Origin of the sequence: Kibdelosporangium philippinense, from assembly GCF_021390435.2 — a bacterium.
Lineage (GTDB): Bacteria > Actinomycetota > Actinomycetes > Mycobacteriales > Pseudonocardiaceae > Kibdelosporangium > Kibdelosporangium philippinense.
Genome location: NZ_JAJVCN010000001.1, coordinates 2098250 through 2113194, shown reverse-complemented (window position 1 = coordinate 2113194; position 14945 = coordinate 2098250). Strand labels below are relative to the sequence as shown.

The 14945-nt window shown below is 64.0% G+C and carries 12 protein-coding genes; 6 read left to right on the top strand and 6 right to left on the bottom strand.

Annotated features, from left to right (window positions below; all coding sequences use genetic code 11):
- Nucleotides 1–259: 259 nt before the first annotated feature.
- From LWC34_RS09765 to LWC34_RS09755, 3 genes are all read right to left on the bottom strand, one after another.
- Nucleotides 260–865, bottom strand: coding sequence for an IS630 family transposase (locus LWC34_RS09765; protein WP_233724349.1), 606 nt, complete (start codon nucleotides 863–865; stop codon nucleotides 260–262).
- The gene (locus LWC34_RS09760; RefSeq protein WP_233724673.1) at nucleotides 844–1335 is read right to left on the bottom strand and encodes a winged helix-turn-helix domain-containing protein; all 492 of its coding nucleotides are present in this window, start codon (nucleotides 1333–1335) and stop codon (nucleotides 844–846) included. The genes LWC34_RS09765 and LWC34_RS09760 overlap by 22 nt, the downstream gene beginning before the upstream one ends.
- 252 nt (nucleotides 1336–1587) lie before the next feature.
- Nucleotides 1588–3045 carry an IS1380 family transposase gene (locus LWC34_RS09755; protein WP_233722402.1) on the bottom strand — a complete coding sequence of 486 codons (1458 nt, stop codon included), beginning with the start codon at nucleotides 3043–3045 and terminating at the stop codon, nucleotides 1588–1590.
- A 177-nt stretch (nucleotides 3046–3222) separates the two neighbouring features.
- Here LWC34_RS09755 and LWC34_RS09750 point away from each other — a divergent pair, with 177 nt between their 5' ends.
- The 6 genes from LWC34_RS09750 (at nucleotide 3223) to LWC34_RS09725 (ending at nucleotide 12144) form a co-directional block, all read left to right on the top strand.
- Nucleotides 3223–3522: a hypothetical protein gene (locus tag LWC34_RS09750; RefSeq protein WP_233724672.1), complete on the top strand. Its 300-nt coding sequence runs from the start codon at nucleotides 3223–3225 to the stop codon at nucleotides 3520–3522.
- A gap of 147 nt (nucleotides 3523–3669) precedes the next feature.
- Complete coding sequence (locus LWC34_RS09745) at nucleotides 3670–4662, top strand: ABC transporter permease (protein ID WP_233724671.1); 993 nt, start codon at nucleotides 3670–3672, stop codon at nucleotides 4660–4662.
- A complete protein-coding gene (locus LWC34_RS09740) occupies nucleotides 4659–5531 on the top strand; it encodes an ABC transporter permease (protein WP_233724670.1) in 873 nt (290 codons plus the stop codon). The genes LWC34_RS09745 and LWC34_RS09740 overlap by 4 nt, the downstream gene beginning before the upstream one ends.
- The gene (locus tag LWC34_RS09735) at nucleotides 5524–7524 is read left to right on the top strand and encodes an ABC transporter ATP-binding protein (RefSeq protein ID WP_233724669.1); all 2001 of its coding nucleotides are present in this window, start codon (nucleotides 5524–5526) and stop codon (nucleotides 7522–7524) included. The genes LWC34_RS09740 and LWC34_RS09735 overlap by 8 nt, the downstream gene beginning before the upstream one ends.
- A 24-nt stretch (nucleotides 7525–7548) precedes the next feature.
- A complete protein-coding gene (locus LWC34_RS09730; RefSeq protein WP_233724668.1) occupies nucleotides 7549–9225 on the top strand; it encodes an ABC transporter family substrate-binding protein in 1677 nt (558 codons plus the stop codon).
- Between the two features lie 108 nt (nucleotides 9226–9333).
- Nucleotides 9334–12144, top strand: coding sequence for an AfsR/SARP family transcriptional regulator (locus tag LWC34_RS09725; RefSeq protein WP_233724667.1), 2811 nt, complete (start codon nucleotides 9334–9336; stop codon nucleotides 12142–12144).
- A 53-nt stretch (nucleotides 12145–12197) separates the two neighbouring features.
- On the opposite strand, the gene LWC34_RS09720 is transcribed toward LWC34_RS09725, so the two are convergent.
- The 3 genes from LWC34_RS09720 to LWC34_RS09710 form a co-directional block, all read right to left on the bottom strand.
- Nucleotides 12198–12404, bottom strand: coding sequence for a hypothetical protein (locus LWC34_RS09720; protein WP_233724666.1), 207 nt, complete (start codon nucleotides 12402–12404; stop codon nucleotides 12198–12200).
- Between the two features lie 119 nt (nucleotides 12405–12523).
- On the bottom strand, nucleotides 12524–13666 hold the full coding sequence (locus LWC34_RS09715) for a cytochrome P450 (RefSeq protein WP_233724665.1): 1143 nt from the start codon (nucleotides 13664–13666) through the stop codon (nucleotides 12524–12526).
- On the bottom strand, nucleotides 13667–14851 hold the full coding sequence (locus LWC34_RS09710; RefSeq protein ID WP_233724664.1) for a TetR/AcrR family transcriptional regulator: 1185 nt from the start codon (nucleotides 14849–14851) through the stop codon (nucleotides 13667–13669). It lies immediately after the preceding gene.
- Nucleotides 14852–14945: the final 94 nt, after the last annotated feature.

Below are 14945 nucleotides of genomic sequence, written 5' to 3'. Positions count from 1 at the left end.
CTCTTTTAGTTACTGAAGACATAATTTGAGATTTCCTCTTCAGTAGAAGTGAAGCGATCCGGCAAATATTGCGATCACAGAATCGCGGCAAGTGAAGTCGCCACGCAATGCATCGGCCGCAACAGTGCCCATAAATACATCTCGAACTGCCCATATAGACGGCGAGACGTATGTCACAGTTCCGAACGATCGCCGAAAAGATGCGAGAGACCACTCCCACGAGCACCGAGTTGCCGCTACAGATCTTGAAAGGCCAGGATTACGGCGGTTGTGGTTCGAGGTTCAGTCTGGTGTGGGCGAAGAACGCGTCGATCAGCCCGGGTCGGTACTGGATGCGTTTGAGTCGGTTCTTCACGATGGCGGTGAGCTGGTCGATGCCGTGCACGATGAGGTTTCCGAGGTTGCGTTTGACGTGGGACCACACGTGCTCGGTCGGGTTGAGGTCCGGGGCGTAGGGCGGGAGTTGGATCACGTGTAGCCAGTCGCGGGCCGCGACCAGTTTGCGCATCGCGTGACTGGTGTGCGTGTTGAGGTTGTCCCAGATCAACACGATCGGGGCGCCGAGCTGCTGGTGTGCGGCGTCCAGCAGGGCGGCGTAGTCGGTTTCGGCGAAGCTGCGCCGTTCCCCCTTGCGGCCGCGGTGGGTCCGGACACGGTAGATCAACCGGGGCCGGTGTCCGGGCCGGACGCATACCAGCCCGGCGACCGATACCCGGCCCGAACCCTTGCCCGACACCGGGATCTGTGGTGTCTGGCCCCGGCGGCCCCAGGTGCGGGCTTTCGGCGGGCGCAGCGTTTGCCCGGCCTCGTCCTCGAAACACAGCCAAGCACCTTGCTGCGCCGCTACCGTTTTCCCGCCGGCCATACCTCCCGCCGCCAGGTGGCGATCGCCTGCTCGTCGCGCTCGATCGCGCGGTGGGCGGGTACTTGTGGCGAGAACCCCATGCGGTGCAGCAGATACGACACCCCGTGCAGCGTGTAGCGGGTGTGAAACAGCCGGGCGATCAGATCGGCGACCCGAGCCAGGGTCCAGCGCTGATCCTCGCCGAACCCATGCACGGCTGGGCCTTGTTCCACAGCCTGGGCCAGCCTGTCCAGTCGTGGCTGGTCCAGCCGGCAGGACGATCCGCCCGGTCCCTTCGACGCCAGCCCTGCCTCACCCTCGGCACGCCATCGACGCCGCCAGGTATAGACCGCGTTGGTGGATACCCGCAGTCTGCGGGCGATCTCGGCGGCCGGCACGTCCTGGGCGAACCATTGGGCCGCCTGCAACCGGACAGCTTCGCGTGTGGCCCTGCCCCGCTCGGAAAGGCCACCTCCATCCGCGTACCTCATCCATCCCTGCGTAGATCATGAATCGATCAGGATCCGGGAGGACACGCCGCCCAAGGACAAGATCAACCCTGGCCTTTCATGATCTGTAGCCTTGATCATTCACGTGGGTGACGTGTCCGCCTGTGCCGGTTCGGATGTTGATCTTGAGTTGGTTGCTGTGTGGTGATGGTCAGGGTTCGAGCCCGGCCGCCGGTGTTGGCTGGGCGCCGGGTTGGGGGGCGGGCCTTTCAGGTCGAGGGGCAGGGACAGGGGTCATCGAGTTGGTGGTGGCAGGGCCAGCGCTGCCCGGAGGCAGGCGGCGAGAGGGTCGGCCCAGGGCCAGGTTTCCGGGATTTTGATCTTGCGTTTGCGTTGGCCGCGGACGATGCGGGCGGCGGTGTGCAGTAGCCGGTAGCGCAGGGTTTTGGGTTCGGCTTTGGCGAGGGTGCCCTCAAGGCAGAGCAGGCGCAGCCAGGCGAGCAGGTCGATGGCGATGGTGGCGGCCAGACACCAGGCCCGGTTGATCTCGATCTTGGTGGAGGGCAGGTGACCGAGGCCGGTTTGCTTGCCGCAGCGGACGTGGTCCTCGACTCGGGCGTGCGGGCGGTGACGGGCTTCCAGGAACTGGACGGTGGCGCCCGAACCGCTGCCCGGGGTGTTGGTGGCCACCAGTTGGTAGCGCCAGCCGTCGGCTTCTTCGAACAGGGACAACTGTGCGCCGGGGTGGGGTTTCTCACGACGACAGATGATCCGCAGATCGGCCGGCCAGTTCTCCAGTTGGTCCCCGTCGGGGTGGTGACGTAGTAGCGCGGTCAGTTCCACCACGCCGGCTTTGTCCAGCGGCCGAGGATCGCCGTGGTGATCGAGCACTGCCTGCCATGCCTTCGCGGGGACACGGCCGATCGCGGCTCGTTCCCGCGCACCGAGTTCCCAGCCGACGCTGTAGTGCGCCTGCCTGCCTGGCTTGGCGTTCAGCGCGGTGATGTACTTGATGAGACCGTGGGAGGCGCCCGCGCCGTCCACGGTGACTAGAAGGTTCCTTCGATGTTTCGCCGGGATCTGGGCGATCGCGGCGTCGAGGACCTCGAGGTGATCAGCTGTCGTGTTGGATCCGGCGCTTCCTGTGCGCAGCAACAGGGCCAGCGATTCGCCGGTGTTGTCACACATGGCCAGCAGCGGATGATGACCGAAGCTGCCCTTGTAGGTTCCCGCGGCGAGTTGTTTGTCCGAGTGCGCGATCACCAGCGAACCATCCAACCGGACCACCACGGTCGTGCCCAGATCACGGTCGGCCACCCGCGACGGCGGAATCCGGCCGTGCCGTCGCTCGATCAACGACCACACATGCTCGCGGATCCGGGCACGCACACGGGCGATCTTGTTGCGCTGCACCTGACCGACCGCGTCCAACGTGCGCCACAACGTCGGATCTGAGGCGACCGGCCCGAACAGTTCGGCCTGATCGCGCAGGACAGCCAGATCCGACAGGACCCGCCCGCCGTCAGCGATCAACACCGCGGTGTCGGCGAACACCCGGCCACGGTCATGCACCGGCATGAACCCACGCCGCGCCATCGCCCGCGACAAGCCTTCCGTCAACCCGGTGCGGTCGGCCAGCAACCGCACCGCCGCGGTCCCGGCATGACTGACCACGCCACGCCCACCGACTTCTACCGCCAGATCCCGCGACCACCCAGTAACATCCACGTCGAAAGTGCTCCAGAGCTTCATGGGTAAGAACAGGCATTAGCAACCTCATCTTCCCAGCTCAGGAGCACTTTTCCCTGTTCCGACACGGCGCCCGAATCAAGATCGCCATGAATACTCAGGGCTAATGTCGGACAACCAACTCTGCCACGACAAGGCGCTGGCCATGCCATCGCCGAACGCGTCGACCAGGTCGCGATCATGGCGTACGACAGCGGAATGCCGTTCGACTCCACGTACAGCGGTTACGTCAGGGTCCAGACGAGACTGGCTTTGGCGGCCGTCCCGGACACAGTGACTGTGTTTATGGGTATTCCGGCTTACCACTCCGAAGGCCCCGGCCACACCGACGCTGAAACAGTTGCCGCGTCGCTCCGCGGAATCCGCCTTGCCTTGGACGACCAGGCGCCGACACAGCCGTTCGGGGTCGCGGTCTACGTCGACTTCTCCGCCACCCTGGACGACTGGGCGACGTACTTCCGAGACTGGGCACCTCGCTAACAGGTCCAGATTCATTGACTTACGTCCAACGACAATGACGGACAGATGTGCGGCTATAGACAACTTCTTGCCACGGAATTGGCTCGGCGTACCCACATCAAGGCTGCATGATGTCCATGCGTTTCGGTTACCGCATGGCCACTACCTGTGAAGGGCACCGACCCGTTGATCCGATTCCTTGCCCGGCGTCTGATCAATTACGTCGTGTTGTGCCTTGTGGCTGTTTTCCTCGCATTCACACTGGCCTCGGCAACCTTCGATCCGGTTGGAATACTGCAACAGCGCAATCCGCAACCACCAGCAGCCACAATCGAAGCCAAGTGGGTCGAGCTGCATCTTGATCAGCCGGTGCCGCAACGGTTCCTGACCTGGATCGGTGGAGTCGTCCACGGTGACTTCGGTGTCACGGTCACCAGCAGACCAGTTGCCGACGAACTGCCACGAAGGATCGGAGTCAGTCTCCGGCTGTTCTTGATCGGCACGGCTGTCGGCATGCTGTTGGGGGTTTCGCTCGGCGCGGTCAGCGCGATCCGGCAGTATCGGGTCAGCGATCATGTGGCGACCCTTTTCGCTTTCGTCGTCTTGTCGACGCCGGTTTTCGTCATCGGTACGTTGCTCAAACAGCCGGCGCAACAGTTCAACGACCTGATCGGAAACAATTGGCTGCAGACAACCGGCGAGTACACCCCGGGATTCTCCGGCGGCTGGCTGGCCGGGCTCGGTGACCGGCTGCGGTATCTCATCGTGCCGACCGTGACCATCGTCCTCGGGCAAATCGCGTTCTACAGCCGCTACCAGCGCAGCGCCATGCTGGACGTGCTCGAAAGCGACTACGTCCGCACCGCGCGGGCAAAGGGGCTGCCCCGGCGCCGAGCGCTGCTCAAACACGGCCTGCGGACCGCATTGATTCCGATGGCCACGTTGTTCGCGTTCGGTTTCGGCCTCCTGGTCACGGGTGGCACGTTCACCGAGAAGGTTTTCTCGTGGCACGGAATGGGCGAATGGTTGATCGATGGCATCGGCGCACAGGACGCCAACGTCGTCGCGACGGTCACCCTGTTCATCGCGGTGTGCGTGCTGGTCTCTGTCGTACTGGCGGATGTGCTCTACGCCGCCCTCGACCCACGGGTGCGCGCATGAGTACCCGTGGGCGGTTAGTGCTGCGACGGTTCCGGCGAAACCGGTTGGCGGTGGCGGGTTTGGTGGTCATCGTGCTGTTGTACGCACTGGTCTTCCTGGCTCCTTTGTTCGCGCCATGGGGTTATGCCGAGCTGGACTACACGGCGTTCCTGCGACCACCCAGCGCCGAGCATTGGTTCGGGACCAGCAGGATCGGCGAGGACATGTTCGCGCAAGTCACCCGCGGGCTGCAGAAATCATTGACGATCGGCCTGCTCGTCGGCGTCGTCTCCACCACCATCGCCGCGATCGTCGGCGCGACGGCCGGGTACTTCGGCGGCTGGGTCGACCGGGTTCTGATGTGGACGGTCGACGTACTGCTCGTGCTGCCGACGTTCCTGATCGTCGCGATCGCCAGTCCAGCGTTCAAAGGCGGGACCTGGCTGGTTTTCGTCGTGCTGCTTGCCGCCTTCAGTTGGATGATCACCGCACGGATCATCCGCGGCATGACGCTGACCTTGCGCGAGCGCGAGTTCGTGAAGGCCGCCAGATTCATGGGCCAGTCACCGTGGCGGATCATCACCAAACACATCGTGCCGAACGTGTCCTCCTTGCTGATCATCGACGCGACCATCACCGTCGGCGGCGCCGTGCTCGGCGAGACCGCGTTGAGCTACTTCGGTTTCGGTGTCCAGCCGCCGGACGTGTCGCTCGGCACGCTGATCGCGTCCGGCACGGAGTCCACACTCACCTATCCCTGGCTGTTTCTGGTTCCCGCTGGGTTCCTGATGGTGTTCGTGCTGTCGGTCAACCTCGTCGGCGACGGTCTGCGTGACGCGCTCGACCCAACTGGTGGCCGCAAGCGAGACAAGGAATTCGCCGGTGCTTGAGGTCAGCGATCTGACGGTGGATTTCCCCAGCGAGAACGGCCCAGTCCGGGCGGTACGCGGGCTCAGCTATGAGGTGTCCGCGGGTGAGGTGCTCGGCATCGTCGGCGAGTCCGGGTCGGGCAAGTCGGCGTCCTCGTTGGCAGTAATGGGGTTGCTGCAGTCGAAGGCTCGTGTATCCGGCTCGGTCCGGTTCCGTGATCGTGAGCTGATCGGACTGTCGGACCGCGAACTCTCACAGGTCCGCGGGCGCCGGATCGCCATGGTGTTCCAGGACCCGATGTCGGCGTTGACGCCGGTCTACACCGTCGGTGATCAGATCGCCGAGGCGTTACTGATCCACGGCATGTCCCGGCAGCAAGCGGCCAACCGCGCAGTGGAACTGCTGGACTTGGTGGGCATCCCGAACGCGGCACGGCGTGCTGGCGCCTTTCCGCACGAGTTCTCCGGCGGCATGCGTCAGCGGGTGGTGATCGCCATCGCGATCGCCAACAACCCGGACCTGATCATCGCCGACGAGCCGACCACCGCGCTGGACGTCACGGTGCAGGCGCAGGTCCTCGACGTGTTGAAGACCGCGCAACAGGTCACCGGCGCCGGGGTCGTGCTCATCACGCATGACCTCGGCGTGATCGCGGGGTTCGCGGACCGGGTGGTGGTGATGTACGCGGGCCGCGCGGTCGAGACCGGCCTGACCGACGAGATCTTCTACCAACCCCGGATGCCGTACACGATCGGCCTGCTCGGCTCACTCCCGCGCCTCGACGCCACGAGCAAGCGTCCGCTTCTTCCCATTGCCGGCCAACCACCGTCTCTTGTGGACCTACCGCCCGGATGTTCCTTCGCGCCGCGTTGCCCCATGATGATCGACGCGTGCCGGTCAGCAGAACCGGAACTGGACTCAGTGGACGGAGCACATCGCGCGGCATGCATCCGCATCGGCGAGATCTCCCCTGTCCAGATCAACACAGCCGAGCAGCCCGAACCCCTCAAAACCCCACGCGCACACCGTGATGTGGTCCTCGCGGTCGACGGCCTTGTGAAGCACTTTCCGCTCACCAAAGGAACGGTGTTCAAGCGCAAGATCGGCACTGTTCGCGCGGTCGACGGCATCTCCTTCGACATCGTTGAAGGAGAAACCCTTGCGCTGGTAGGCGAATCCGGGTGCGGTAAGACCACGACACTGATGGAAATCCTTAACCTCGAACCGGCCGTCGAAATACTCGGCACGCCAGTGGCCACTCTGTCCACAGCGGACCGCAAAGCGATCCGGCGTGACGTCCAGGTGGTGTTCCAAGATCCAACGGCGTCCCTCGACCCACGAATGCCAGCCCGCGACATCCTGGCCGAACCACTACAGGTCCACGGCTACCCACGCGACGCGATCAACAATCGCGTCACCGAGCTGCTCGACCTGGTCGGCCTCAACCCGCAGGACACGGACCGCTACCCCGCTGAGTTCTCCGGCGGGCAACGCCAGCGCATCGGTATCGCCAGAGCACTCGCCCTCAACCCGAAGCTCATCGTGCTGGACGAACCGGTGTCCTCTTTGGACGTTTCCATCCAGGCAGGCGTGCTCAACCTGCTCGACAAGTTGAAAGCCCGACTTGGACTGTCCTATCTGTTCGTGACGCACAACCTTTCGGTAGTCAGGCACTTGGCCGACCGGATCGCGGTGATGTACCTCGGCAAGATCGTCGAGATCGGCGACGTGTCCACGGTGTTCGACGCGCCATGCCATCCGTACACACAGGCCTTGCTGTCGGCGATCCCGATCCCGGATCCGGCAACCGAACGCAAGCGCGAACGGATCGTCTTGACCGGCGACCTCCCGGCGCCGGCCAGCGGATGCCGCTTTCTCCCCCGGTGCTTCAAGTACGCCGCACTTGCGCCTGCCCGACAAGCGCTGTGTGCCGATTCCGAGCCTGAACTGACTGTGCGGCAAGAGGACCACCAGGTGGCGTGTCACTACGCCACACCACGAGAAGTCTTTTGATCGCAGGAAAAGGAGAAAATCGCGATGAGCCGAACGGCAGTCGCCGTGCTCACTGCGGTTGCGTTGGTGGCAACCGCATGTACCAATGGCGGAGGCGCCACAAGTGGCCCAGTGACAGGCGCTGCGGAGGCCACTCAAGGAACATGGGATATCAACGAAACCGACCCGAGCAAGGTCAAGGACGGCGGCGAGCTCAAGTGGCCGCTGGACGCGTTGGTGGACAACTGGAATCCGCACCATGTCGATGGCAACGCGCAGGGTACCTTCGACATCGTCAACGCGATCACGCCGAACCTGTTCCGAGTGGACAAGTCAGGCAAAGTCAGCCTCGACAAGGACTACCTCGATTCAGCCGAGCTGACGTCGACCGATCCCCAGGTGGTCACCCTCCGGTTGAACCCGAGGGCACGCTGGAGCAACGGACGGCAGTTCAGCTGGGAGGACGTCGACGCCCAGGTCAAGGCGACGAGCGGGGCCGACCCGAAGTTCGCGGTCGCGGCGACGACCGGCAGCGAGGACATCGGTTCGGTCCGGCGAGGCGCGAACGACCAGGAGGTCATTGTCACCTTCAAGAACAAGTTCGCCGAGTGGCAGTTGCCGTTCGGCAGGCTGCTGCCCAAGGAGCTCAACGCGACCAGCGCGGAGTTCAACTCCGGCTGGAAGGAGGCGCCCAAGATCACGGCGGGCCCGTTCAAGATCGGCACGATCAATCGGACCGCCCAGGTGATCACCATTGTCCGTGACGACGCTTGGTGGGGTGAGCGCGCCAAACTGGACCGGATCACGTTCCGGGTGATCGCGCGCACCTCGTGGGCCGACTCGTTGGCCAACGGTGCGATCGACTGGTGCCGGATCGGCTCGAGCGTCGACTTGTACCAGCGAACCACCCGGATTCAGGGCGTCACAATCCGGCAGGCGCCGAGCCTTGACTACAACCACCTCACCTTCAACGGAGCGCCGACGTCACTCCTCGCCGATCCGAGGATGCGGGTCGCGCTGATGAAAGGCATCGACACCAGCACGATCACCAAGGGCGTGCTCGGGCCGATCGTGGCCGATCCGCAGCGGTTGGGCAATCACTTCTACATGCGGGGCACACCCAACTACCAGGACCACTCGGCAGCCGCGAACTTCGATCCCGAAGCCGCGAAACGCGCGCTCGACGAACTGGGCTGGCGCCAGGATGGCCAGTTCCGCAAGAAGGACGGCAGGCAGCTGGACGTCCGGCTGCTCAGCGCCGCGGGTGTGCCCATCTCCGAGCAGATCGGCAAGCTGATCCAGGCCCAGCTGGCGGCCATCGGGGTCAATGTCGTCATCGACAACCAGTCGCCGCAGGCGTTCTTCGAGGACTTCGTTACGCCGGGCAACTTCGACATGGTCAGCTTCAGCTGGAACACACCGATCTTCCCGATCAGTGGTTCGAAAGGTATATACTACCTCGATCCGCAGGCGGTCAAACAGAACTTCGGCAGGGTCGGCAGCGACGAGATCAACGCCAAGTACAACCAGGCGAATGCCGAGTTCGACGAGGGCAAGCGGATCGCGCTCGCCCAGGACATCGACAAGCTGCTGTGGGCGGAGGGACACACCCTGCCGATCTACCAAATCCCCGGTACCAGGGCAGTGCGCGGCACGGTGGCGAACTTCGGTTCGTTTGGTACGGCCAGTGTGGACTACGCCAGAATCGGTTTCACCGGATGACATCCATTGGTTGACCATCGTTCGTTGACCAGAATTTCTTGAAATAACAGCACTTTCCAGCCAATGACGCTCGTACTATGCGATGAGCGCCATATGGGAGGTTTGCTGGTGGCAGACGATGGCTCCGCGCACGTCCGGTTTGGCGTGCTCGGACCGCTCGAAGCGTGGCGCGGTGACTCGAAGTTGCACCTCGGGTCACCGCAACAACGGACTCTCCTCGCTGTGTTGCTGCGGCACGCAGGCCAGCCAGTGGCGATGAGCGATCTGATTCAGGCGGTATGGCCGGATGAAGCACCCAACACCGCCGCGAACCTGATCCACCGGTACGTCGGGCAGCTACGCAGGCTGATCGAGCCAGGGTTGCCAAATCGCGCCGAAGGCCGCTGGCTGACGCGTGCCGGTACGACCTATCGGATGCAGGTCGACGTCAATTCCCTTGACCTACTGCGATTCCGCGACCTGGCCCGGCAGGCACGCGAACAGAAGTCGCGCCGCGCGGCGGTTGGACTGTACGCCCAAGCTTTGGCTTTGTGGCGAGGATGCTGCGGGACGGCGTACACCACTGTGGACGAAGAGATTCTGGCCATTGTGGTCGAGGCTGCCGACACCGCACTGGCCTGCGGCGAAGTACAAGACATTCTGAAGGCCGTGCGCAGGATCGCACCTTCCGACCCGTTGAACGAGCCGCTGCACACACGGCTGATGTTGTTGCTGGCTGCTGCGGGCGAGTACGACGGGGCAGTGGCCGTGTACAAGAGGCTCGCCGAACAGTTGGCCGAGGAGTTGGGCGTCGACCCAGGTCAGGGCGCTACTGCCGCGTACCAGCAGGTTCTGCACCAGCGGGAAAACGGGCCCGCGGTGAGCCCATCGGCAACGGTCCCACCCGCCCATCTGCCCCGTGACCTGCAGGCGTTTTCCGGTCGGACCGCCGACCTCAGCCGGATAATGCACGCCGTCCGGTCGGCAGATCGAACGACGTCGGTTGCGCTGATCGACGGCATGCCCGGCGTGGGCAAGACGACCACAGCTGTCCATTTGGCACACGAGCTAGCCGATCACTATCCGGATGGGCAGCTGTTCGTCAACCTTCGCGGGTTCGATCCAGCCATGGTCGCGACCGATCCAGCGGACGCGTTGCGGTATTTCCTGCGCGCGTTGGGCGTGACGGACAGCCAGCTTCCGGCCAGTGTGGACAGTCTAGCCGGATTGTACCGAAGTCTGTTGGCAGGCAAGCGAGTCCTCGTCGTACTGGACAACGCGCGCGACGCGGAACAGGTCTCGCCGTTGATCCCCGGCTCATCGAGTTGTCTGACCATTGTGACCAGTCGCAGCCGGTTGACCAGCCTGATCGCGACTGCTGGGGCGTATCCGTTCACGCTGGATCCGATGCCGGTCGAGGACGCCCGTGCGATGGTACTCGGACGGCTAGGCGACCAACGCGGCGAGCAAGAACCGGAAGCTGTCGGCCAGATCGTGGCTATGTGCGGCCGATTGCCACTGGCGCTGGCCGTCGCCGCAGGCCGTGCGGCGATGTTCCCTGACGTGCCACTGCACGCGATCGTGCGCGACCTCGCCAGTGCCGGGGACAGTCTGGAAGCGTTCAGCCGGGACGAGGCCGTCGACATCCGAGCGGTGTTCAACGGCTCCTATCGAAGGCTGAGTCCGGACGCCGCACGGATGTTCCGATTGCTCGCACTGCATTGGGGACCAGACATATCCAAGGCGGTCTGTCCGAGCATGGCCGGAATGCCCGCGCGAGCGGCCCGCGCCGCACTGGGCGAACTGAGCCGGACCCGATTGCTGATCGAACACGCGCCAGACCGCTTCGAATTCCACGACCTGGTTCGGGTTTACGCTGTGGAACTCTGTTTCGAACTCGAGAGCCCCGCCGACCGGAACGCAGCGATCCGCCGCATGCTGGACCACTATCTGCTCAGCGCGCGAAACATGGCGCTTATCCAAGCAGTCGGCATCGATGTGCAGCTGTCGGAACCGCCCGCCCCAGGCGTGACCCCAGAGCCACAGCCAGACAGCGTGGACACAAAGCTTGCGTGGTTCGCCTCGGAACAACAGGTATTGGAGAACGCCGTCAGGCGAGCGGCTGACGCAGGGTTCGCCGAGCACGGATGGCAACTGGCACTGGCTCTGCAGCCGTACTACCAGCGTGAAGGGCTTTATATAGCACGGGTATCCACCGCGCAGGCAGGCTACCAGGCCGCGGAAGCCACAGGCGACAAGGCAGGGCAGGTTCTGACGATGCACAGTCTCGCCGGGGCGGAATACCAAGCGGGTGACTCCGAGCGCTCGTTGCGCCACCTGACGACAGCCGAAGAACTCGCAGACGAACTAGGCTGGCTCGCTGAGAAAGCGAACATCTTGCGGCACATGGGTTCGGTCGTGTCGGCGCAGGGACACCTCGACTCCGGCGACTACCCGAAGGCATACCAGTACTACGAACAAGCCGCACAGCTCTACCGCTCATTGGACGAACCGCGCGGGTTGGCGGCCGTGCTCGGCGGTATGGGCAATTGCCTTGTCGAGATGGGACAACCCGAACAGGGATTCGCCCTACACCAAGAGGCCATCGAGACGTACTCCGGCACAGGGGATATCAACGGCGAGGCCGTCATCTGGTCGGATTCCAGCGTCTATCACCACAAGGTCGGCGACTACGCCACGGCCGTCTCGCACGCGACGATCGCGTTGGCGCTGCACCGCCGCATGCACCACCAGGTCGGTCAGGTCGTGTGCCTCATCGGTATCGCCGAGGCGTACAAGGACCTTGGACAGCCCGATCGTGCCCGCGCCAATCTGCAGGAAGCACTGAACCTGATGACGCCCGACCGCGTACCCACAGGCGGCTGGCCGAAATCCGTGTCAGTAGACAAGATCAAGGAGTGGATGGCCAGCCTGGAGTAGGGCTTCATCTTCCTGCCCTTGTGAGGTTCAAGCCTCACAAGGGCAAGCATCGGTCAGATTTTGTTGTACTGGTAGTACCAGCTCTCTCCGGACTGATAGCAGCCCCAAGCCGGGAAAGCCTGGTTGGCACGTTCCTTGTCGGGCTGGCACGTTTCCCTGCTCGGGTACGGGCCGACGGTGATCCAGTTTGTCGCCTGTGCCACGCCAGGGGCGATGGCGATCACGGCCGCGGCGGCGAGGCCAGCGGTGATGACGCGCATGTCTCCTCCTCGGTCAGATTCGAAGACATCGTGCCCGCCGATCTCCTGTTACTACACCGCCGCTTGGTCTAGTCCAATTCGAACGACGTTTTCGTTCCGACACAACGGAACCGTCATAGTCAATCCACAATGGACCATTCGACGTGCAGTGCCTGCGGCTTGCGGAAAACCAGGCCGGTTGGGCGTTCCGCGTGAGTCAGCCGAAAGTCCGGCAGGTTCGCGGCGAGAGTCTTGATCGCGGTACGGGTTTCCAACCGGGCGAGGTCGGCGGCGACGCACACGTGCGGACCATGGGCGAAAGCCAAGTGCTGGCGGGCATTGGGCCGCCGGACGTCGAACACGTCGGGGTCCGGAAAAACCAACGGGTCACGGTTGGCCCCAGTGATCGAGACGACGACCAGATCACCACGCCGGATGGACGCGCCGCCGAGATCGACGTCCTGCGTCGCGTACCGGTCGACCACGGCAGCCGCAGGCTCGAACCGCAACGACTCCTCGACCGCGTTCTCCAGCAGCGCCGAGTCACTGGCCACTTGGCCGAGCCCGTCCGAACACTCGAGCAGATGCCACACCGCGTTCGTGATCATCCCCTCGGTGGTCTCGATGCCGCCGAACATCATCACGGCGGCGTTGGACACGATCTCGTCGGCGGTCAACCCGGCGGCATCGGCGAGCACCGAGTCGTTGCGGAGAGCGATCGTTTCCCGGACACGCGCCGACAATTGCCCAAACGCGGCGATGCCCGCCGGGTTCACGCCGTTACCCTCGGAAACTCCGGACACGGCACCGACAATCGCGTCGTACCACGCGAGCACTTTGGAAATCTCCACGTCGCCAAGACCAAGCACCTTCGCGACCACCGAAACCGCCAGCGGGCCAGCGATTCCGCGTCGCAACTCGGCCGTACCGGCCGGTTTGATCGAGGTGACTAGACGTTCGGCCTCCGCGGTGACGAAGTCAGCAAACCGCGTTCGAACCGCGGCTGGACGAAACGCGCTCGCGAACGGTGCCCGGTGCCGCGCGTGATCGGCACCGTCCAATGACAACATGCTCGGGCCGACGACTTGTGCCGTCGAGAATCGCGGATCGTCCACTGTGAACACCGCGGGATTCCGCATGACACGAACGGCTTCCGCGTGCCGGGTGACCAGCCAGCCGTTCAGCGAGGGCAGCCAGGAAACCGGTGCGTGCTCCCGCAGTCGGGCCAGTAGCTCATGGGGTTCGGCAGACAGCTCGGCAACCGTGGCGTCGATCGAGTCCATTCAGCCACCATAATCACCGGCCGCCGGGCTCAGAACGGAGTCCATCAGCTGGTCAAGGAACTCGTCGTCCACCGGTTCCTTGGTGACCACCAGGCGAGACAGCAGCGCGGCCACGAAAACCTCGGCCAACAATTCGGCCGATTCCCCTGCGGCCGCGAGGGCCGAGGCGACGGCGTTCCGTTTGTCGTCGATCAAGTGTCGCCGAACGGCCGATGCCAGGTCCGGCTCACGGTTTAGTGCGCCGACCAGGCCTAGCACCAACTCTCCATCCTGGCCGGTAAGTGCGTCGCGTACGGCCCGCAATAGCGCGCGTGGGTCAGGCGGCATGTCGATCGGTGTCTGTGAGTGAGCACGAATGACCGATTCGACCAGGTCCGCCTTGCCATCCCAGTGCCGGTAGATCGTCGCTTTGCTGGCGTTCGCGCGTTTCGCGACATCACTCATGGTCAGCTGGTCGTAGCCGACCTCGGCCAGCAGGGTTTCCGTGGCCAGCCGGATCGCTTCCTCACGGTCCGCGAAACCGCTCGGTACCGACTCAGGTGTACGCGATGGTTTCGCCGCAGGCTCACCGTCGGCACGAAAGCCGCGAACGCGGTCAATGACCTCATCCAGAGCGATTTCGAGTGGTGCACTGTCCGTCCTGGCCTGCGCGAGCAGCAGGCCACCCTGCACGGCGGCAAGCGCGGCGATGGCCAACCGCTCCGGATCAGCGTCCGAGCGCAGTTCACCCCGGTCCCGCATCGCCGCGATGCCGTCTCGAATGGCGCCTTCCCACCTGCCGAAACCGGAGGCCAGGTCGCTTTGGGCAGCTGGATCCCGGCCAGCGAGCTCGCTGGAGAGGCTGCCGATCGGGCATCCCCGCATGGCCTGATGTTTTCGATGGGCCTTGATGACGTAATCCCGCCACTCCCGCAGTGCCTCGACGCTGTCGAGGCTGTTCAGCAGCGCGACCTGCGGGTCGACGACATTCTCAACCTGCTGGGCGACGACGGCACGGACGAGCGACTTCTTGTCGGCGAAGTAGTGGTAGATCTGCGACGCGCTGACACCGGCCGCTACCTGCACGTCTTCGGTGCTGGTGCCAGCCACCCCGCGCTCGTACATCATCTCGGCGGCCGCGCGCACGATCCGGCCGCGGGTCTCCTGGCCTTTGCGGGTCAGCCGGCTCCGATCCGTCTGTGTCACGTTCACCACTCTACCCACAGAATGAAGTGTCCGCTCCAGACCGCTGCTACTCAACCATGATCGGATTCGCCGCGATCCTCGCAGCCGTCGCCAC